We start from the raw sequence: 23,228 nt of genomic DNA on the forward strand, positions 1-23,228 counted from the left end.
TCGTATGAGTTCTGAGCGAGTTAGGGATATACAGACAAAAGAAGATCTTGCAGATTTTATTGGAGAGTTCAGGGAGGGATTGATACTTAATCCTGACGACTGGGAAAATCCAGACCTAGAGAGGTTTTTAGCTGCAATGGAGGCCTGGATTAGGTCAATAGATATGTATGCAAAGAACTCTGGTGATAGTGATGTTACTAGCCCTAGCTGGAGCACTTTTGCAAAGATATTGTGTGCGGCGAAAGTCTATGAGTAGTCGTTTTACATAGAGTTCACTCAACACCGGCCCCGTGCCGGTGTTGCTTTATCCGCTTACTGAAAACCTCCCTTTTCTCGCCGCTCGCTTTGGTCGTGGCTGAAAGATCAAGACGGTAAAGGGGACAAAAAAAAGGGGACGGATTTGAATGGCACTTACTTAGCTGCTAACCACTTGAGCTGAAAGCAAAAAATGAAGAAGGGCTGGTCTTGGTCTACGGTGATAGTTGCGAACACACCCCGACGAACCAAGGACACAGCCCCAAATGAATCGTAGACGTGAAATTCTCCAGCATCAACAGCAACGTTTTCATCGACACGCTTCGGACTGTGATGCCTATGCGTTTTTCAATCTCCTCACGTCTCCCGAGCTCTTACAGCGCGTCGAGTCTGCACTGCCGGAATATCGGGAGCGTCTGTTTCCGCCGACTGAAACGCTGTCCATGTTTCTGGCTCAAGCAATGAGTGCCGACCGTTCCTGCCAGAACGCCGTCAACGACTTGTCGATTAAACGGTCATGTGGCGGCATGAAGCCCAGTAGCACTCGCACGGGCGCCTACTGCAAAGCCAGAAAACGCCTACCTGTGGAAATGGTTTCTACGCTGGTCAGGCACACCGGTGCTTCGATAAGTGATAACGCACCCTCGTCGTGGCGCTGGATGGGACGGCCTGTACGGTTGGTGGACGGCACGACGGTCAGCATGCCCGACACTGCGGCCAATCAGGGTGCCTATCCGCAGTCACGCGGCCAGAAAGTCGGTCTTGGTTTTCCCCTGTGTCGCGTGGTTGGCATCGTTTGCCTTTCCAGCGGCGCCGTCTTGGATGCCGCCCTTGGGCGCTTCCGAGGCAAAGGCGGCGATGAGCAAACGCTGCTCAGATCAATGCTCGACACGCTGAAAACAGGCGACATTTTATTGGGCGACGCTTACTACGCTACCTACTTCTTGCTGTGTGAGTTGCAACGAAGAGGTGTCGATGGCGTGTTCGAACAATACGGTGCTCGACGGCGCAGCACGGACTTTCGCCTAGGGCAAAGTCTGGGTTCGGAAGATCACCTGATCGAATTGAAAAAGCCTGCAAGAAGACCGCCGTGGATGAGTCAAACGCATTACGAACAGGCGCCTGAAAGACTGACAGTGCGAGAGCTGAAGGCGGGTGGAAAGACTTTGGTCACCACGTTGCATTGCCCGAAGCAGACACCCAAAACAGCTCTCAAATCGCTGTACAAGGGTCGATGGCATGTCGAGTTGGATCTGCGCAATCTCAAAGCTACGCTAGGACTTGGAAAGTTAAGCTGCAAAACCCCAGGCATGGCAGTCAAGGAGTTATGGGTCTATCTGTTGGCACACAATCTGATCCGAATGCTCATGGCGCAATCGGCTCTGTTAGCGGATTGCTTGCCTCGCGAACTGAGCTTCAAACACAGCCTTCAGCTATGGCTGGCTTTGCGACAATATGGCAGCCCCGAAGACGAGGATGGCCTGTCGAATTTATTGATGTTGATTGCTCAGAGGCGCGTCGGGAATCGGCCTGGTCGTATCGAGCCGCGAGCCATAAAACGAAGACCTCAAGCCTACCCCTTACTGACCAAACCGCGTCGGTCAGCAAGGGCAGATGTCAGGAAAAATGGGCACGCAAAACATGTTAAGTAAGTGCCATTCGGGACGGATTTATTTATTTGGCTGTCGATGAAGAGGTCAGAAATTAAATCCCCTTTTTTACCTTTTTTACCTTTTTTATGCTCGTGATCAGCCCCGTAGGACGGTGCCCGAAAACGTCCTACCTCTTCCAGACGCTTTCGACATCACTTCAAGACATTTCCCGCTGTTGCGCCGGAACCGTCCGGTTTAGGTGTTTCCGCTCGTTAATTACGCTCTCTGGATCCAACCATTCATTGACGCCAGAATAGTGGCCCTCTAATATCGCGCCACTATTTTGCTATCAGACTCCATTCGAAGGAACGAACATGTACCCACCCGCCCTCGTGGCGAGGTTGTGCCTGGCTTTGCTGTGCCTTTCTCCGCTAAATCTTGCTCACGCCACCCCCACCCCCGGTGAAACCGATCTGATCCGCGAACGTCAGGATCGCTTGCTCGAAGAGCAACGTCGGCGTCTCGAAGAGCTCAAGGAATTACCCGGCAAGGAAGTCAAACCTGCAGCACCGGCGACGCCCGCTGATACCCGTTGTTTTCCGATCAAAGACATCGAACTCAAAGGCGCTGACAGTCTCGCCGAGAGCGAAAAAAGTCGTCTGCTCAAGCCGTACATCGGCCAATGCCTGGGCGTCACTCAGCTCAACGAATTGCTGAAAGTCATCACCGACCACTACATCGAAAAAGGCCTGGTCACCAGCCGTGCCTATTTGCCGCAGCAGGATTTATCCGGTGGGCATTTGAAGGTGTTGGTGGTCGAGGGACGGCTTGAAGGTTTGAAGGGTGCAGAGGACAGCAAGCTGTCGGACCGTGAACTGGGCATGGCTTTTCCCGGCAAGACTGGCGACCTGGTCAATCTGCGCGAGATCGAGCAACTGGTCGATCAACTGAACCGCTTGCCGTCGAACCAGGCGCAGATGGAGTTGACGCCGGGCAAGAACGTCGGGGGCAGCGAAGTGTTGGTCAAGAACACGCCGCAAAAGCCCTGGCGTGCCGGGTTGTCCCGCAGCAACGATGGCCAGCGCAGCACCGGCGAGCAGCAGTGGGGCACGACGTTTGATTGGGACAGCCCGCTGGGGCTGGCGGATCAGTTGAATCTGCGCGGCGGTCACGATGCGATGACCGATCACCAGCACACCTCCAATAACGCGATGCTCAATTACAACCTGCCGTGGGGCTGGTGGAACTTCAACTACACCTACAGCCAGAGTGAGTACCGCTCGCAGGCTCAAGCCAATGGCTTCAATTTCAAGCAGACCGGCGATAGCGAAAACCATCAGTTGCGTGCCGAGCGGGTGATCCATCGCGATGCTGTGAGCAAGACATCCCTCAGCACCGGTCTCTCTTACCTGCGCACCAACAACTTCATCGAAGACAGCAAGCTCAAGCTGAGCAGCAACCGTATCAGCGAAGCGCAGTTCGGCATCAACCACGGTCGGCGAGTCGGCAGCGCGTTCGTCAACATTGACCTCGGCATGCAGCAAGGCATTGGCGCGTTCGATGCGCAGGGCAACGGTCACCCTGGCCCCGGCGAACCTAATGCGCGCTACCGCAAATACACCGCCACCGCGAGCTACCTGCAACCGTTCAAGGTGTGGGGCGAGTCGTTCAGTTTCAGCAGCCTGATGACTGGCCAGCGCAGCGAAGACGTGCTGTTCAGCCCGCAGCGCACCAGCCTCGGCGGGCAGTCGTCGATTCGTGGTTACAAGGACCAATCCTTGTCCGGCGACAGTGGTGGTTACTGGCGCAACGACCTGCGCTGGAGCCGTCCGGTGACGCTGGAATGGCTGCGCCCGGCGTTCGCCGAATACGGCTCCAGCCTCGGTTACGACCAAGGCGTGATTCGTGGCGATCGCTACAACGGCGATCAGCACGGGCGCATGTCCAGCAACTCGGTGGAGTTGTTTGCTCGCGGTCAGCACCTGGCCGCCAGCGTGACTTTTGCCCATTCCCTCGAACGCCCGGACACCCTGACCGAGCGCGAAGCGCCGATCTACTTCCGTGTGGATTTCTTCCTCTAAATTCTGCTTTAAACGAGATTCGATCATGGACGTTCGCCAACTGGCCTTTTTGGCCGGTCAACCCGTTGCTGCCGTAAAAAACCGTGAACACTTCTGGGGTCTGCCCAAGCGCGGGTTGGCGTTCCTGTTAGCCAACGTCATGTTCTGGCAACCGATATGGGCCCAGGCCGAAGGCATCGTCGTCAGCACGCCGGGCACCACGCTGGATCACGCCGGCAATGGTGTGCAGATCATCAACATTGCCACCCCTAATGGCAGCGGTCTATCGCATAACCAGTTCCACGATTACAACGTCAGCGCCCAGGGGTTGATCCTCAACAACGGTTCGACCCAGACGACGGCGACGCAATTGGGCGGCCTCATCATTGGCAACCCGCACCTGAAAAAAAGCGGTGCGGCGCAGACGATACTCAACGAAGTCATCGGCGGCAGCCCGAGCCAGTTACGCGGTTACACAGAAGTGGCGGGGCAGTCAGCCCGCGTGATCGTCGCCAACCCTTACGGCATCAGCTGCAATGGGTGCGGTTTCATCAACACCCCGCGCGTGACCCTGACCACCGGCAAACCGGTGCTGGACAACGGTCGACTGGATCGCTTTCAGGTGGATCAGGGCAGCGTTTCCATCGACGGCACCGTGCTGAACGCCAACAACGTCGACAGCTTCGAAATCATCACCCGCAGCGCGAAGATCAATGCCGAGATTCAGGCGAAGAACCTGACCATCGTCGCCGGTCGAAACGACGTCAATGCCGACAGCCTCAATGCCACCGCCCGCGCCGATGACGGCAGTGCCAAACCGCAATTGGCCATCGACTCGTCGGCGCTGGGCGGGATGTACGCCGGGGCGATCAAACTGGTCGGTACCGAGTCGGGTGTCGGGGTGAAACTCGACGGCAAACTGATCGCCAGTGGTGGCGATATCCAGCTCGATGCCAACGGCCACTTGAGCCTGGTCGACACCTCGGCGACTAACGGCGCGGTCAATGTCAAAGCCGCCAGTCTCGATGCACGCGGTCCGGTCTACGCGGGCACGGCGCTAAACGTACAAACCCAAGGCAACCTGAGCAACCAGCAAACCCTCGCCGCCCGCGACAGCATCGTGCTGAGCGCCGGCGGTCAGTTGACCAACAGCGGTGTCATCGAGGCCGGGGTCAACGCCGATGGCAGCCGCAACGCCAACGGCGATGTGAGCCTCAGCGCGCAGAATCTCAACAACACCGGCAAAAGCCTGGTCTCCAGCCGCAACCTCACCATCAACACCGCACAGACCTTGAGCAACCAGGGCGGCACGCTCAGCGGACAAACCGCCAACATCACCGCCGGGACGCTGGATAACCAAAACAATGGACGGGTGTTGAGCACGGGCGCGCTGAACATCGCGGCCAATCAGGTGCTCAACGCCAACGGCGTGATCAACAGCACGGGCAATTTGACCGGCACTATCGGTCAGCTGAACAACAGCAACGGCGAGATTTCCAGTACCAGCATCACCCGGCTCAACGCGACCACACTGAACAACCGCAACGGCCAGGTCCTGGGTGACCTTGGCTTGAATATCGACCTCAGCGGCTCGCTGGATAACCGCGATGGTCTGCTGGGCACGGGCAAGGCGCTGGACCTTAAAGCCGCCAGCCTCGACAACCGTGACGAAGGCGTGGTGGTCAGCGGCGGTAGCCTCACCGCGCGCATCGGCGGTTTGCTGGATAACCGGAACAAGGGCGAGATCACCGCCAAAGGCGCAATCGATGTACGCACCGGCAGCCTCGATAATCGCGGGGGTAAAGTCACCGGCAAAGACACGCTGACCGTCAGCAGCGACTCGGCCGATAATCGCGGCGGAGTGACCCAGGCCGACAAGCGTCTGAAGCTGCAGATTGGCCAACTGGATAACCGCGACAAGGGCTTGATCAGCGGCAAGGCCGGCATCGCCTATGACGGTACTCGCCTGGACAATAGCGGGGGCCTGCTGAGTGCTGTGGGTCCGGTCACCCTCAAAGCCGATGAAGTGCAAAACACGGCGGGGCGGATCTCCAGCCAGAGCGACCTCACCGCCATCATCGGTCTGTTGCAACAACAAGGGGGCGCACTGGTCGCTCAGGGCAACCTGAGCCTGACCGGCGCAACCTTCGATAACCGCCAGGACGGTCTGGTCGCTGCGACAAAAGCGCTGAAAATCGATGTTCAGCAGATTGACAATCGCGCCGGCAAACTGTCCAGCACCTTGGGGCTGACCCTCAACGCGGAGCACCTCAACAACAGCGACGGTGGGCGATTGCTGGCTGGCGGCGATCTGGCGCTGAAAGTCGGCCACCTGATCAACCAGACCACCGGCCTGATCCAGGGCCGCAGCACCAGCCGCATTACCGGTACTCATCTGGACAACACCGACGGGGTGATTGACAGCCGCGAGACGCTGAACATCACGCTCGATGAGGCACTCGACAATACTCGGGGACTGATCCGCAGCGACCGCTCCCTGACGCTCCAGGCCGGTCAGATCGACAACAGTGCCGCGAAGTTGAGCAGCGCCGATGACGTCTCTATCACCAGCAAGGGTGTGCTGTTGAACCAGGGCGGCACGGTCACCTCGGACAAAGCCCTGACACTGGCCACGGGCAGCCTCGATAACAGCCAGAAGGGGCTGTTGTCCGGCAAGGCCGCCACCCGCGTCACCACCACCCGTTTAGATAACCATCAGGGTGGACGGCTGATCAGTGGGGACACCCTGGAACTCACTGCCACCGAGGTGCGCAACAGCGAAGGCGCAACCATCAGCAGCGAGGGCAACCTTACCGCCAGCGTCACCGGCCTCAGTCAGCAAGGCGGGGAGCTGTTCAGCAAGGCCGGCCTGAGCCTGGACCTGAACCACGGGCAGTTGAACAATCAGGGCGGGTACGTCCATGCCACGGGCCCGTTGGTGCTCAACAACCTCAAGGACGTCAACAACCAGAAGGGCGAAATCTCCAGCGCCCAGGCCTTCACACTGGCTGCGCAAAGCCTCGATAACACTGGCGCCAAACTGATCAGCGAGCAACGTCTGAGTCTGCGTGTCGCACAGTTGTTGAATGATGCCAAAGGACTGATTTCTGCCAGCATCCTCGACAGTCACGGAGAACGACTGAGCAACACCGACGGGTTGATCAGCAGCCGCGGCGCCCTTGATCTGAACGTGGTCAACGGCTTTGATAACCAGCGCGGAACTGTCGCGGCTGATGGTGAATTACTGCTGGCGGCCGGCAGTCTCGATAACCGAGCAGGGCACATCACCGGTAAGCTGGATGTGCGCGCGACGGTCAACACACTGGACAATCAAAACGGTCAGATGATCGCCACCGGCGCCCTGGATCTCACCGGTTCGACCCTCGATAACCGTCAGGACGGACTGGTAGGCGCGACAAAAGCGCTGACACTCAAAATCGACGCCATCGATAACCGAGGTGGCGAACTCTCCAGCCAGACCGGCACCCTCACCGTTGACGGTTCGCACCTGAACAACAGCGACGCAGGTCTGATCGAGGCGAGCGATCTGCGCTTGAATGTTGGTGAGATCCTGAACACCAGCGGTGGCTTGTTGAATAGCCGCTCGGGCCTGGCGCTCACTGGCCAGCATCTGGACAACCGCAACGGCCAGCTCAAGAGTCAACAGCACCTGAGCCTCGATCTGTCGGGCGACCTGCGCAATCAGCAGGGCAAGATCAACAGCCAGCGCGAGCTCAACCTCAAGGCGGATGCCATCGATAACAGCGGTGGCGCGCTCACCAGTGCCGAAGCCCTTGATCTCAGCGCCAAGGGTGCCCTCACCAACGTTGGCGGCAAGGTGGTGACCGATGCGGCTCTCGTGCTGCGTAGCGCCAGCCTCGACAACCGTGAGCACGGGGTGATCAGCGCCAAAGGCGTGGCGCAGGTTCATACCGGCGAGTTCGATAACAGCCAGAACGGCAGCCTCGACAGCGGCGATACCCTGGACTTGCGCACGGCGCAGTTGACCAATCATCAAGGTCGAATCGCCAGCGAAAAGGCCCTGACTGCGAGTGTCAGCGGGCTTGATCAGCAAGACGGCAAGCTGTTCAGCAACCAGTCCCTGAGCCTGGACCTGAATCACGGGCAACTGAACAACCAGGGCGGTTTCATCCACGCGCCGGGTCAACTGCTGCTCACTCACCTCGACGGCGTCGATAACCGCAACGGAGAAATTTCCAGCGACGAAACCTTTCAGGTAGTCGCCAATCGACTGAACAACGACGGCGGCAAACTGCTCGGCAACCAGGCGTTGACGCTGCACATCAGCGACACCCTGACGTCGATCAAAGGCCAGATCGCGGCCGCTGCCCTGAAGGTCAGCGCTGCCAGCCTGGACAACACCGCGGGCAACCTCACCAGCCGCGGCGATCTTGAGCTCGCGGTGCAAGGGGCCCTGGTCAACCAGAACCAAGGACTTATCCAGGCCATCGACGGGCTGAACATCCGCAGTGCGGACCTGAACAATCGTGGCGGCAGCCTGTTGGGCGGCACCGCCGTTACCCTGTCGGCGATGGCGTTGGACAACAGCGCCGTTGGCCTGATCAACAGCAAGGGCACGTTGAATCTCAACGCGACCTCGTTGGACTCGAGCGCCTCGGGTGAAGTCTCGGCCAACGGCGACATGACCCTGAACCTGAATGCACTCACCCAGGTTGGTGGACGTTTGCTGGGTGATAGCGCCCTGACGTTGAACCTGGCCGGTGGCGATCTGGACAACCGCCAGGGCCGGTTGACGGCCAAAGGCCCGCTGACCATCAACCAGTTGCGCGATCTGAAAAACCAGAACGGCGAACTGTCCAGCCGGCAGGGGTTCACGTTGCTCGCACGCAACGTGGACAACAGCGGCGGCAAGCTACTCAGCGACGCCCGACTCGGCCTCACAGTTGCCCAGTTGATCAACCAGAACGGTCTGATTTCAGGCCTGCAAGGCCTGGGGGTCGAAGCGACCAGCCTGGATAACCGCAACCACGGTACGCTCTCGAGCAAGTACGGCGACCTGAACGTCGACCTCAAAGGCAACGCGCTCAACAGCAATGCCGGGGCGCTGGTCAGCAATGGCACCCTCAAGCTCACCGCCGCCAGCCTGGACAACAGCAACGGCGGGGTGGTCTCCAGCCTCGGCAGTCAGCAACTGAACATCGCCGGTGACCTGAACAACGCCGACGGCGGGCAGATCGACAGCGATGGCACCCTCAACGTGCACGCTGCCAACCTTAACAATCACGCCGGCAAAATCAGCGCACTGCAAGACCTGGATATCACCGCGGGCAGCCTGGACAACAGCGCTGGCACGCTCTCGGGCAAGGGCGCCATCAACCTCGATTTGCTGGGCAACCTGAGCAACGTTCAGGGGGTTCTTAACAGCAACGGGGCGCTGCTGCTCAAGCACGCGGCGCAGATCGACAACCGTGGCGGCAAGCTGATGAGCCAGCGCCTGCTGACCCTGACCGCGGACAGCCTGGACAACCGCGATCACGGCACCGTCGCCGCCAATGAGCAAACGACGCTGACGCTCGCGGGCGCGGCTCGCAACAGCAATGGCGGTCTGATCTACAGCCGTGACGCTGGCCTGAGCCTCAAGGCCGCCAGCCTCGATAACGCAAAGGGCGCGATCCAAAGCCAGAAAGCCTTGAACCTGGAGATTCTCGGCGACGTCGACAATCAGAGCGGCAAGATCATCGTCCAGGACGAAGACCTGATGCTCAGCGCCGCCAACCTAGACAACCGCGGTGGCGCGCTGTCGAGCATCAAGGGTGCGCTGGAGGCCAAGGTCTCCGGCGTGCTGCGCAACGGTTATGACCTGAACAACAACCGTCAGGGCGGGATGATCGAAGCCCAGCGCCTGACGCTGCGAGCCTTGGCCGGACTGGACAACAACGGCGGCCGCATCGCTGCGCGCACTGCCGATGCCTCCGTCCACACCGCTGACTTGAACAACCGCAACGGCGCACTTTTGTCCGGCGGCCAGATACGCATCAACGCTAACGGGCTGGATAACACGGCCGGTCAGATAGGCGGCCAACTGATTGATTTGAGCCTCAACGCCGCCCTCGACAATCAGCAAGGCATCATCGAAAGCGACAGCAATCTCGCGGTTCGCGCCAGCAGTCTCGATAACCGCAATGGCCAAGTGCGCGCCACCGGCGGCGCGGGCAAAACCGCGTTCCAGATCGGCGGCCTGTTCGACAACCGCAGTGGCCGACTCGAGGTGGTCAACACCGACCTGAGCCTGGCCGTTGGTGGCTTTCAGAACGTCGGCGGTAGCGTGTTGCACTCCGGCACCGGTGAGTTCGACATGACCACCGCCAACATCCTCGGTGCCGGCGGCACCCTCGTCACCCGCGGCGGCATGACACTGAACGCGGACTCATGGTCCAACAGTAGCGTCATCCAGGCCGGGCGCTTGAAGGTCAACGTCAACAACTTCTACCAGAGCGCCAGCGGTCAGTTGCTGACCTCCGAGCGTCTTGAAGGTAGCGGCGGTAACTGGACCAACGATGGCCTGATTGCCAGTGACGGCAGCTTGAACCTGCAACTGACCGGGGTTTACGGAGGCAACGGGCGCCTTAGCAGCCAGGGCGATCTCACCCTGGGTGCGGCGCAATTGAACCTGCCAAGTGCAGCCAGCCTGGCGGGCGGCGGCGATACGCGCATCAACGTCGGCGGGCAACTGAACAACTTCGGCCGTCTGAGCTCCCGCGGCGCGCTGATGATCGACGCGGGCAGTATCAGCAACCGCGGGACCCTCGCCAGCGGCCAGGGCATGACTCTGACAACCGGGAACTTGCTCAACGCCGGGATCAGTGCCACCGAACACAGCCTGATCTCCAGCGGCGGTGACATGCAGTTGTTGGCCAACACCTTCAACAACCGCTACGCCGAGGTCTACAGCATGGGCCGCTTGTTGATTGCGGCGAATGCCGGGCAAGCCCAGTCGAGCCTGCTGGAGAACCGTTCGGGTTCGATTGAAAGCGTCGGCGACCTGACCATTCGGGCCATGACGGTCAAGAACGTGCGGGACATCCTGACCGTTTCAGGTCATGAGAAGTACTTTGCCGAAATTCATGAAATCCCTTGCGCGCCGTTTGGCAAATGCCACGTCAAGAGCAGCGGCGGGCGACGCAATGCGGTCTGGCAGGTCACTGAACGTGATCGACTGATCGTAAGTGAAAGCAGTGATGCATCGAGCATCATGAGCGGCGGTCGACTGAACATCGGTGCCCAACAGTTGAGTAACCAGAGCAGTTCCATTGCCGCCTCGGGTGACCTGGCGATCAATGCTGCGAGCATCGAAAACCTGGGGGTCGAGGCCAAGGACCTGGAAACGATCTCCATCAAGTACAACCACGTTTACGAGTTCAAGGGTGCGAAAAAGGCCGTCGCCAAATTCAACGCCAATAACAAAGGAAAAGTTTCGGCCACCTTTGAGGCGGACATGGCCGCCTTCAACAAACTGATGACAGGCGGCACGATCTCGGTCAAGAGCCATGACCTGCCGGGCAGCGGCCTGACCTACGACGCAATCATCCAGTCCGGTGCTGCCGTCCAGCTCACCGCCTCGCAAAACATCAACAACAGCGTGGTGCGCGGCTACTACGCGTACGTCGGTGGCGGCAAGAAAACCGGCGACATCAGCGTCGGCAGCCAGTATTCGACCCCTATCTACATCAACTCCCAGCTACCGCCAGATTTGGCGCAGCAACAGGTCAACCCGTTGACGTTGCCAGGCTTCACCTTGCCTGCCGGGCAAAACGGCATGTTCCGGCTCAGTGGCCAGGGTGCGAGCGCTACCGCGCCGACCCAGGCCAACGTTGCGCCGCAAAGCTGGACCATGGGCAGCGCCAGCCTGAGCCTGGCGCAGCACACGCAACAACTGCCGGTCGGCCAGGGGCGCGTCATTCAAATAGGTGACGTGGCCGCGGTGGCCGCCAGCGAACGTCAGCTGGACGCCATTGCCCGGCAGAGTGCCGGCGTCGATGTCAGCTTGCCGAGCTTTATCACGACGATCCCGGCGGACGGCGCCAGCGCCAACCTGCCATTGGTTAACAGTTCCAGCCGTGGCTCACAGAACCAGACTATTGCCCGGGTTCAGGGGCTGCCGTCGGCAATCCCTCCGTCCAATCCGCACAAGTACCTGATCGAAACCAACCCGGTGCTTACCGACCTCAAGCAATTCATGAGCTCGGATTACCTGCTGTCCAACCTCGGCTACGATCCGGACAAGAGCGCCAAACGACTGGGCGATGGCCTCTATGAACAACGCTTGGTCCAGCAAGCGGTGGTGGCCCGTACCGGCCAGCGATTCATCAATGGCCAGACCTCCGACGAAGCCTTGTTCAAATACCTGATGAACAACGCCATCGTCAGCAAGCAGCAGCTGGACCTGGCGGTGGGTGTCACCCTGACTTCGCAACAAGTGGTCGCGCTGACCCACGATATCGTCTGGCTCGAAGAGCATGAGGTCAACGGCGAAAAAGTACTGGTGCCGGTGCTTTACCTGGCCAGTGCCAACCAACGCCTGGCCTCCAACGGCGCCCTGATCGCCGGCAAGGACGTGTCCCTGATTGCCGGCAAAGACCTGATCAATGCCGGCACCTTGCGCGCCAGTAACAATCTGTCGGCCTCGGCGGGCAACGACCTGGTCAACAGCGGTCTGATCGAGGCCGGCAATCGTCTTGACCTGTTGGCCGGCAACAACCTGGTGAACAAGGCCGGCGGGATCATCGCCGGTCGCGACGTCAACCTGACCACCCTGCGTGGCGACCTGATCAACGAACGCACCGTCACCTCGCACCAGAGCGCCAGCGGCGATCTGAAGGACCGTCACGACTTCCTCGACAGCGCCGCGCGCATCGAAGCCGCCAACGACCTGACCCTCAACGCCGGGCGCGACCTCAACAACAGCGGTGGCGTACTGCAAGCCAAACGCGACACCACCATCAACGCAGGCCGCGATGCCAACCTCGTCGCAGTGGAAGAGCAAAACAGCGAAACCCGCAGCCGCTTCCTGCGCGAAACCATCACCCAACACGGCAGCGAAATCACCACCGGCCGCGACCTCAGCGTCAGGGCCAGTCGTGACCTGACCGCCATCGCCAGCCAGATTGAAGCCAAGCGCAACCTCAGCATGGACGCCGGGCAAAACCTCACCCTGGCGTCTGCGGCGGATGAGAGTCACTCGTTCTCCAAGAGCAAGAAAGTCACCAGTCAGCAAGATCATGTAAGCCAGGTCGGTACCGACCTAAAAGCCGGTGGCGACGTTGTCCTCAGCGCTGGTAAAGACCTGACCCTGATCTCCAGCCGCATCCACGCCGGCGACGAAGCCTACCTGGTCGCCGGCGAAAACCTCGAACTGCTCGCCGCACAAGACAGCGACTACTCGCTGTACGACATGAAGAAAAAAGGCGGTTGGGGCAGTAAGAAAACCCAGCGCGATGAAGTGACCGATGTGAAAAACATCGGCAGTGAAATTACCACCGGGGGCAACCTGACCTTGGTCAGTGGTGGGGATCAACGGTATCAGGTGGCGAAGCTGGAGAGTGGCAAGGACATCACGCTGGACAGTGGGGGGAATATTACGTTTGAAGGCGTGAAGGACCTTCACCAGGAAAGCCATGAGAAGAGCAGCAGCGACCTCGCCTGGAACAGCGCCAAGGGTAAAGGCAACACAGACGAAACCCTGCGTCAGAGCCAACTGATTGCTCAGGGAAATCTCGTTATCAAAGCAGTCGATGGCTTGAAGGTCGACCTCAAGCACATTGACCAGAAAAGCATCAGTCAAACCATTGATGCGATGGTAAAGGTCGATCCACAACTGGCCTGGCTCAAGGAAGCAGAAAAGCGCGGCGACGTAGATTGGCAGTTGGTGAAGGAAACTCACGAGTCCTTCAAATACGACCAATCCAGCCTCGGCCAAGGGGCGATGCTGGCGATCATTATCATCGTCACCGTGCTGACGGCGGGGGCGGCGAGTGCCGCGGTGGCTTCCGCCAGTACCGCCATGGGCGCTACCGCCGGTGGGACCATGGCAGCCGCTTCTGCAGCCACCGCAGCAACGGCGACGAGTGCTGCCACCGCAGCCACTGCGGCGGGACTGGGTAATGTGATCGCGGCGGGCATGTTGACCTCAATGGCTGGCACTGCGGCAGTCAGCACGATCAACAACAAGGGCAATTTGGGTGCTGCATTTAAAGAAACATTTAGCAGTGACAGCATGAAACAAGCGCTTATTGCAGGGGCAAGCGCTGGCTTTATCAACTATGCAAGCGGGAACTGGTTTGGGGCGCAAACTGATGCGTTCACCAATAAGGTAACCGGCCCGAGCATCGCTCCTCATCTAAGTGACCCAGCAGCGTTGGCGCGCTTCGGAACCATCCAGCTCGCTGGCGGAGCCGTACGCGGAGCGTTGTCCGAAGCGCTTGGGCAGGGGGGGTTCAACGATGCGATTAAGGGCAGTCTTTTCAATATACTTCAAGCCGTTGCGTTTACCGGTGCTGGAGACGTTGGGGCAAAGTTAAATCTTGAGGAAAGCGGTTTCGGGAAAACTGCTTTGCACGCTGTTATTGGCGGGCTTGTTTCAGAGGCTATGGGTGCGGACTTTAAAACCGGGGCCATTGCCGCTGGGGCAAACGAAGCACTTATTTCGATGCTTGATAAAAGTGACCTGTTGAGTGGGAAGGACCCTATTGAACATGATCGACTGGTCAACGCAGCTTCTAAGCTAGTTGGTCTTGTGGCGGCGGCTACCGCCGGTGGTAATGTTTCAGTAGGTTCTGAGATAGCCGGGAGTGCGCAGTCATACAACCGTAAGCTCCATGTTCTTGAGAAAGAGCGGTTGTCCAAAGAAGCCGCAAACCTGGACTCAACTGTTGGTAAAAGCAAAACGGGTATTAGCTGGAGCATTTTGCTTGAGTTCGCGTCCGGCGGGCAAATAGATGAAGAAGACAACGCTCAGCTGCAAGCGATTTTAAGTAGCTACGGTAAAAATAATCCTGAGGGCATTCGTGTCGCGTCTGATTTGAAGCTGGCCGGTGAGGTCGTTAAGCAGCTACAAAGTGAAAAAGTTCTCCTGACTTTTGCGGATGGAGCGCCAATCGTAGCGAATGGGGAAAAGGTATACGCGTTTACTTCAACGAGTAACCAATACAAAGACTCGCAGCTGTTTAATTCCACCAGTAATACAACTCTAATAAATTCTCCAGATGGCTTGGGAGTCGTGCCCGACAAGTGGATTGATCAATATGGAGAGTCAGTCGCTACCAAACGGTTGCGTGAAATAGGAGCCATCAATAGCGACGCTGAACTCAGTGCCGATCAATGGAGAATGTTCCGTGAATACGCGACGGGTGGGTTGAACTCGAACATTGACCTCGAGTTGCTCGTTGAGATGCTACCTCCCGGCAAGGCCACCAAAGGCACTCTTCTTGCGGTTCTGAAGGAGTTGGCCACTCGTGATGCGTTGGCGAAGGCTGAGAAGACAGTATTAGAGAAGCGTCTCATCGAGTTGAACGCTACACGCGATGCGGAAGGGTTTGGGCCGTCTGCACAGCGTGACTTTGTTCCAGGAATGGAGCATCGTGCGGAGAACATCAACGCAGGGCAGGTGACAGACCGTGATGGCCTTCCGCGTGTCGATGATGAGAAAAAGGCGAATGATCTGCTCTTGACGGAGCAAGCGGGTGGGGTAGAACTTCCCTATTGGGGAACACAACGCGCGGCCTGGAAGGAAGGAACAATAGTGACCGATAAGGTTTTAGAACAGCCGCGTACCATGACTATGGTTATAGATCAGAGACAATACGACGCTATGCGTAACAGCGAAAAAGTAGGATCAAATCCGGCATCTTCTCTAGGAGGCTGGGCAACAGACTCTCCGGTAAACTCGATAGATGACGTTAGAAATAAACTGGCTATTTCTAGCGAATTTAAAGATGGTAACTTGTATAAGGTTGAATTTACTATAAAGCCAGGTGTTGGGGTTCGTGAGGGTGCCGCTGGTGACATGTGGGATGCCAATCAAAAAATAAGGCTGCAGGGTGGAGCAAATCAAGTCAATTTTATGGATAAAACTCCTCGTACAAACCCTGAGTTCTATAATGTTGATATTGGCAGTCTGAGGTTGTTGAAATGAATAGTCTTATTGCATGTGTAAGGAGTGAGGTGACGCATGCTGATGGAACAGTCTTTGAGGAGTTCTATGATTGGCAGGGTGGCAGAACTGATTTTGAAGTTGAAATGGAACACCTCAGATATGTGAAGGTTAGTCCAGTCGTGAAGGTGGTGAGATTTATAGTTTCTGAAGGGGGGGCGGCAGTCCAGGTTTCTGTTGCTGGTACCCCTTGTATACTGCCTGATAGAACTGGTGTTTTGGTGGTTTTTGATAAGGATCCTTCAACATTTAGCTGCCCCGAAGCTCCCTGGTTTTTTGATTTCCCTAATAACGCTGCGATCTATAATGTTGACGGCTCATTACGTTTTCAACTGCACAATCCTCAGGGTGAAGGCAGTTATATAGGGGCCGTCCACTCTGGTGCGATGCCCAATCATCCTGACACGCTAGGTGTCTTGGTTGGTACGGTAGGGCATGACCCAGAATGGCTTTATTTGGTTGATTGTAATAGCCCGAAATTAATATGTACGGGGAAGTGGATTCGCTATTAGTTGTCGAAAAAATGGCAGATTTGTTCGACGGAAAAGGCGACGGATTCATTTATTACTGGTTGTAAGAGGGGCAACTTGAAACGGGCGACCTATAAGTCGCCCGTTTTTCATTCACTCCGCAACCTGCGCCCGCAGTCGCCGACCAATTACATCCATCAAATCACAACCATCACGCAACGGAATGACCAGCAGTTTGGAAAAGTCCGACAGCACCACCGTGTCGCAACCAATCTCGGCGCGATAGGCAATATTTTCCAACACCTGCGTGACCGTGCGAATGCGGTAATCCGCCATGGCTTGAAGGACGTCGAGTGGGGCTTGGGTGTCGATGAGCAGTGACGCCGGGATCAGGTCGATTCCGGTGAGGGGCATGTATCTATCCATAGTTGAAGCCTCGTTTAGTTTGCTGAGACTGCCAACAGATCGTCGCCAAACGAAATGGGGTGGCAGCTGTACGCAGGTTGGCGAACCGGAAACGAGTAACCGGCAGACCCGAAGGTCTCCCGCGCACAACTGCCATAAAAAACAGTTTTGCGGATGCGGAGGCGCCTGCAAATAAGCACAGCTCTCGCACACGTTAGTCAGGTCGCCAAACCCGGTCGCCATATGGACGACGGGCGGACTATAAGCTTCATCGTTCTAGCGGTGCAAGGTGCCTGATTCCGAGGTTGGTGTAGGACCTTTACAATCAACCGCGTACAAGGTCTGTCGATAAATTCCGACCGCACAAGTACCTGATCGAAACCAACCCGGTGCTTACCGACCTCAAGCAATTCATGAGCTCGGATTACCTGCTGTCCAACCTCGGCTACGATCCGGACAAGAGCGCCAAACGACTGGGCGATGGCCTCTATGAACAACGCTTGGTCCAGCAAGCGGTGGTGGCCCGTACCGGCCAGCGATTCATCAATGGCCAGACCTCCGACGAAGGCTTGTTCAAATACCTGATGAACAACGCCATCGTCAGCAAGCAGCAGCTGGACCTGGCGGTGGGTGTCACCCTGACTTCGCAACAAGTGGCCGCGCTGACCCACGATATCGTCTGGCTCGAAGAGCATGAGGTCAACGGCGAAAAAGTACTGGTGCCGGTGCTTTACCTGGCCAATGCCAACCAACGCCTGGCCTCCAACGGCGCCCTGATCGCCGGCAAGGACGTGTCCCTGATTGCCGGCAAAGACCTGATCAATGCTGGCACCTTGCGCGCCAGCAACAATCTGTCGGCCTCGGCGGGCAACGACCTGGTCAACAGCGGTCTGATCGAGGCCGGCAATCGTCTTGACCTGCTGGCCGGCAACCACCTGGTGAACAAGTCCGGCGGGATCATCGCCGGTCGCGACGTCAGCCTGACCACCCTGCGTGGCGACCTGATCAACGAGCGCACCGTCACCTCGCACCAGAGCGCCAGCGGCGATCTGAAGGACCGTCACGACTTCCTCGACAGCGCCGCGCGCATCGAAGCCGCCAACGACCTGACCCTCAACGCCGGGCGCGACCTCAACAACACCGGTGGCGTACTGCAAGCCAAACGCGACACCACCATCAACGCAGGCCGCGATGCCAACCTCGTCGCAGCGGAAGAGCAAAACAGCGAAACCCGCAGCCGCTTCCTGCGCGAAACCATCACCCAACACGGCAGCGAAATCACCACCGGCCAAGACCTCAGCATCAGGGCCGGTCGCGACCTGACCGCCATCGCCAGCCAGATTGAAGCCAAGCGCAACCTCAGCATGGACGCCGGGCAAAACCTCACCCTGGCGTCTGCGGCGGATGAGAGTCACTCGTTCTCCAAGAGCAAGAAAGTCACCAGTCAGCAAGACCATGTAAGCCAGGTGTCCACCAACGTCACGGCGGGCGGCAATGTGGCGTTGAGTGCGGGTAAGGATCTGGATTTGATTGCCAGTCGGGTGAGTGCGGGGGATGAGGCCTATCTGTTTGCTGGCGATGATGTGAATCTGGAGACAGCGGACAACGTCGACTACTCCTACTACTCGAAAACCAAGAAGGGCTCGTTCGGCAAGAAAAAATCGACGATGACCGAAACCGACAGCGTCATGTCTGTCAGTTCGAGTGTCGAGGCGGGGAACAAACTGGTCATCTCTGCCGGGCAGGATTTCAACGCCACCGGCGCCAAGCTGAACAGCGATGGGACATTGCTCGCTAGCGCTGGCCGCGATATCAATCTTGATGCCGCCGAAGACTATGTAAGTCAGGCCAACGCATCATCTAAAAAGGGCTGGTCCTCCAGCAAGTCCAGCAGTTCGGAAGTCACGCAGACCCGTTTGAACAGCACCGAGCTGGTCGCCAAAAACATCGAGCTGAAAGCCGACAACGACATCTCGCTGACGGCCGCGGCTTTGCGTGCTGAAGAGGCGGTGAAACTCACCGCTGGCAACGATGTACTGATTGGCGCTGGTGAGGAAACGCAAACAACCACTCAGACGAAAAGCTCCAGCAAGGCCGGTGTGACGGTCACGGGTTGGCTGTCTTCCAGCCAAAAATCGCAACAAGGGCAAACGACCTCAACCCAAAGCATCGGCAGTGATATCAATGGCGGCAGCATTCAAATCAAGAGTGGCCGCGACACTGTTGTTGAGGGCAGTACTCTGGTGGCCGACAAGAACATCGGCCTCGATGCCGGTCGCAATCTGGAGATCACTAGCGCTGAAAATACCGAGACTTCGAGCTCCAAATCCGGCAGTAAAAAAGTCGGTGAAATAGGCTCCTGGTGGCAGGGCGCGACAGGGATCGTCAAGCAGAAAGAAGCCGATCAATACACCTCTATCCGCCAGTCGGGCAGCCAGATCGCGTCGCTGGGGGGCAACATCAGCCTCACGGCGGGCGACCATTACACCCAAACCGCCAGCCAGGTAGTCGCGCCTCAGGGTGATATCGGCATTACCGCCAAACATGTCGATATCGAGGCCGGTTTCGACACCATGGAATCCACCAAAACCGCCAGCACCAGCCGTACGGCCATTGGTGGAACGGTGAGCATTCCGCTGCTTGACGCGTTGCGTGGCATCCAGCAGATGGGCGAAGCGGCGCAGAAAACCAGTGATGACCGGATGGTCGCGTTGGCTGCCGTGAACGCCGCCATGAGTGCCGATCAGGCGATGGATGCAGGCAAGTCGATGGTGGAAGACCCTAGAACCGGGGTGAAGGTCAGCGTCAATCTGAGCAACAGTCAGAGCAACATGACCAGCACTCAGAGTGGTCGTAACGTCGTGGGCAGTGGCGTGGTGGCTGGAGGCAACATCAACATCGTCTCCACGGGCGCCGGTGCTGACAGCGATATCAATGTAGTCGGGAGCCGGGTTGAAGGTGGCGGGGACGTCTCTCTCAAGGCAGACGGCGCGATCAACTTGCTCTCTGCGCAAAACACCGCGCATCAGGAAAGCAACAACAGCAACAATGGCTGGAGCGCCGGCATTGGTTTCGGCTTCGGTGAAAGCAACGGCATCACCTTTGAACTCGCTGCCAACAAGGGACGTGGTAGCGCCGATGGCGATGATGTCACCCAAACCAACACGTCGATAAAGTCCGGCCATACGCTGAACCTGCAAAGTGGCGGCGACACCAACATCAAGGGCGCAGTCGCCAGTGGTGAAACGGTCAAAGTCAAAGTGGGTGGCGACCTCAATATCGAGAGTTTGCAGGACACCAGCACCTACACCTCCAAACAACAGAGTGCCAACGTCGGGGTGAGCCTGTGCATTCCGCCATTCTGTTATGGCACGAGCAGCGTCAGCGGCGGCATCGCCCAGCAACACATGCAGAGCGACTACGCCAGCGTCAGCGAGCAATCGGGCATCAAGGCCGGTGATGGTGGCTTCCAGGTTGAAGTGACCGGCAATACCGATCTTGTCGGAGCGGTGATTGCCAGTACCGACAAAGCGGTCGCTGATGGCAAAAACACCCTGAGCACCGGGACGCTGACCAGCTCCGACGTCAAAAACAAGGCCGAATACGACGCCAGCAGCATCAACCTCAGCGGCGGTTACGGCGGTGATATAGGTCGTGATGCCAACGGTAATGCCAGCGCCACGGCCAACCGTGGCGGGCCAGTCGTTGCCAGTAAGGATGGCGTGAGTGTTACAACTCCGATCGTGCTGTTCGCCAGCGGCAACTCCAGCAGCACCACCTACAGCGGAATCAGTGGCGCAGCGGTCACCATCACCAATACCGTCAAACAGCAGGAGTTGACAGGGCAGACGGCAGAACAGGCCGTTGCGTCAATCAATACCGATGTTTCCAGCGAGCGCGATGGCAGTAACAAACTCAAACCGATTTTTGACGCGCAAGAAATCGGCGTGGACTTCGAGATTGTCGGCAAGTTTGTGCAGAACGTTTCGCAATTTATTGAAAATAAAGCGCGGGAAATTGATTCCAAGAAAAAACAGGCTGATCTGGAGCTGGCGGCTTCGCACAATCCGGCGCTATCCGACGCAGATCAAGCAACCCACCGAGAGAACTATCTGCAACTCAATCAGCAGATCAAGGACATTGCTCAGAACTGGGGGCCTGGCGGCACTTACCGTCAAATCGCGACAGCCCTGGTCGCCGGTATCAGCGGTGGAGTGACCGGTAGTAGTGCTCAGTTTGCGCAAAACATGGTAGTCAATTATGTCCAACAACAGGGCTCCGCTTACATCGGTCAATTGGTGCTAAAGGGTTTGAAAGAAGGCAGCCCTGAACACGCGGCCTTGCATGCGATCCTTGGTTGTGCTGGCGCGGCTGCTAGTAATCAGAGTTGCTCGGCCGGTGCCTTGGGAGGAGCTGCTGCCAGCGTACTGGCGGGGCTGTTCGCCGACGCCGATCCGAATGAAACCGCAGCGGAGCGAGAGGCCAAACGCAATATCATTACTAGCCTAGTGACCGGCATTGCGGCCATGAGTGACCCGAGCGGTGCGGCAACCGCAAACAACGCAGCCACAGCGAACGTTGATAACAATTGGTTGGCGACACAACAAAAGGTCCAAAGAGATAAGGAACTCGACGCTGCTCCTGACCTTATTGAGAAAATCAAGGTTTGGCAGAAATGGGGGAGCATTGACAGCACTCAGGATGTGGCGACTGGTTTTGGTCTGATAATCGGCCTTCAGGAGGGCGGCTGGAAAGATATCAGCGGGCTCGCAGAGTTCATGGCGAGTCCATTGGAAAGCCTTGACGGGTTGCGCCAAATTGTCACTGATAAAAATTTACGAGCGAAAATCGGTGATGCCGCGGCTGATAGTCTGCTAGCGTCGATTGGTAGGATGGAGTATGCATTAGAGAATGGTGGAACCGATCAAGCCCTCCAGCTTGGACGAGATTTAGGTTTGCTGTTGCAAACCGTAGGCGGCCTGGCAGCAGACATTGGTGGCTTGGCGAAAGCCGCCTCCGCTCTAGGGAAGGTCGGAGTAGAGATCTCGAGCAAAGTCCTAGGTCAATTTGTTGGCAAGGATGGCGCGAAAATAAGTGAGACCATTGCACAGCTAGAGGTGTCTAGTTCCAATAATATAAAGACAGTTGTAACGACGGCTGATTTGCCTAGTAATTCAATTGCGAATGTACGTGCTATCAGTGCCGAACAGGCAAATGCCCCATTTGTCGCACGTGGCTGGAGTCCACCGTATGATACTGGTTCACAGGTGAGAACCTTTACAACGACTGCTGATGTTCAGTTTGCGCGTGTTTCCACTGTAGATAATCCCCAAGGAGCATTTTTGGTTAGGGCCGATGAAATTGCAGGTATGACCCCTCTGCAGATCCAGCAACATCTGGCTTTGCCAAAAATCCCGACTCAGATCGCGGATGTTACTGTTCCTGCCGGTACTAATATGCAAGTTGGTCGTGTTGCTGCTCAGCCAGCGTTCGGAGCAGATGCAAAAGGCGGGGTTCAGTACCAGTTATTGGATCAAATATCAAGCAATAGTTTTGGCGTGCCGAGGGCATTAAAATGAGTAAGCATATTGATAAAAAACTGGCTTCAAAAATAATTTCTGCGTCAGAGTCGCTAAAAGTAGTCCTGATTGATCGTCTTGGTCAGGAGGGTCTGTATGGGCCTTCTGAGTGTGCGAGGAATATTTATTTAATTGATGATGGGGATAATGTTATTTGGCAGGTACGCTCTGGTTTTGACTCTGATGGAGGTGCATTCACTAATATCACTTTTACTGACGGTCGGCTTCAAGGTTATAGGTGGGATGGCGGCATGTACGATATTGATTTAAATACTGGGAAGGCGGAGCCAGGTTTACTTTTAAGGTGATTGTATGGAAGGTGGAAGAAGATAAGAGTACTGGGCAATGGTTTTCTTTCGTTGCCTCTTAAAGAGATCGTTGTCTGCCCTGTTTACCTATTGTTATGAGTTTCTATATGAGTTAGTTGTTGCGCATTTGCGAAAGTTATATCTGTTCTGCACCGGCCTTGTACCGGTGATGTTTTATCCAACTCTCGCTGTCGGCGAATATTGGGCTTCTTCGCATCCTGCCCGTCGCCGGCATCAAACATACTAATGGGTGTCCCCTTTTCGACGCCTCCAGAGAAACTCGCAGCAGCGCGCAAGGCACCACCTCCGGCGCCGCCAACAACGGTCCGCAGAACTGGACCATGGGCAAGGCCAATATCTCGGCTGGGA

At 57.2% G+C, this 23,228-nt stretch carries 9 protein-coding genes; 7 read left to right on the forward strand and 2 right to left on the reverse strand.

The window, feature by feature from the left end:
• Positions 1-4 precede the first annotated feature (4 nt).
• From QFW87_RS07680 to QFW87_RS07700, 5 genes are all read left to right on the forward strand, one after another.
• Positions 5-256, forward strand: a complete 252-nt coding sequence (locus tag QFW87_RS07680) for a hypothetical protein (protein ID WP_283190189.1) — start codon at positions 5-7, stop codon at positions 254-256.
• 265 nt (positions 257-521) lie between these two features.
• Positions 522-1,907, forward strand: coding sequence for an IS4 family transposase (locus QFW87_RS07685; RefSeq protein WP_283181230.1), 1,386 nt, complete (start codon positions 522-524; stop codon positions 1,905-1,907).
• Between the two features lie 314 nt (positions 1,908-2,221).
• Complete coding sequence (locus tag QFW87_RS07690; protein WP_283190190.1) at positions 2,222-3,928, forward strand: ShlB/FhaC/HecB family hemolysin secretion/activation protein; 1,707 nt, start codon at positions 2,222-2,224, stop codon at positions 3,926-3,928.
• Between the two features lie 25 nt (positions 3,929-3,953).
• Positions 3,954-16,079, forward strand: a complete 12,126-nt coding sequence (locus QFW87_RS07695) for a filamentous hemagglutinin N-terminal domain-containing protein (protein ID WP_283190191.1) — start codon at positions 3,954-3,956, stop codon at positions 16,077-16,079.
• Positions 16,076-16,609 (forward strand): hypothetical protein, encoded by a 534-nt coding sequence (locus tag QFW87_RS07700; protein ID WP_283190192.1) that lies wholly within the window; start codon positions 16,076-16,078, stop codon positions 16,607-16,609. The genes QFW87_RS07695 and QFW87_RS07700 overlap by 4 nt, the downstream gene beginning before the upstream one ends.
• A 111-nt stretch (positions 16,610-16,720) precedes the next feature.
• On the opposite strand, the gene QFW87_RS07705 is transcribed toward QFW87_RS07700, so the two are convergent.
• Together QFW87_RS07705 and QFW87_RS07710 are read right to left on the reverse strand one after the other, a co-directional pair.
• Entirely contained in the window at positions 16,721-16,993 is a 273-nt protein-coding gene (locus QFW87_RS07705) for a hypothetical protein (protein ID WP_283190193.1), read from the reverse strand.
• Positions 16,994-17,190: 197 nt separating this feature from the next.
• Positions 17,191-17,907, reverse strand: a complete 717-nt coding sequence (locus QFW87_RS07710; protein ID WP_283190194.1) for a hypothetical protein — start codon at positions 17,905-17,907, stop codon at positions 17,191-17,193.
• Between QFW87_RS07710 and QFW87_RS07715 the strand changes: the two genes are divergently transcribed.
• Together QFW87_RS07715 and QFW87_RS07720 are read left to right on the forward strand one after the other, a co-directional pair.
• Positions 17,806-22,551 carry a hemagglutinin repeat-containing protein gene (locus tag QFW87_RS07715; protein WP_283190195.1) on the forward strand — a complete coding sequence of 1,582 codons (4,746 nt, stop codon included), beginning with the start codon at positions 17,806-17,808 and terminating at the stop codon, positions 22,549-22,551. The genes QFW87_RS07710 and QFW87_RS07715 overlap by 102 nt on opposite strands.
• Positions 22,548-22,859 (forward strand): hypothetical protein, encoded by a 312-nt coding sequence (locus tag QFW87_RS07720; protein ID WP_283190196.1) that lies wholly within the window; start codon positions 22,548-22,550, stop codon positions 22,857-22,859. Before QFW87_RS07715 ends, QFW87_RS07720 begins: the two co-directional genes overlap by 4 nt.
• The last annotated feature ends 369 nt before the right edge of the window (positions 22,860-23,228 follow it).

The organism is Pseudomonas sp. PMCC200344, assembly GCF_030053095.1.
GTDB lineage: Bacteria > Pseudomonadota > Gammaproteobacteria > Pseudomonadales > Pseudomonadaceae > Aquipseudomonas > Aquipseudomonas svalbardensis.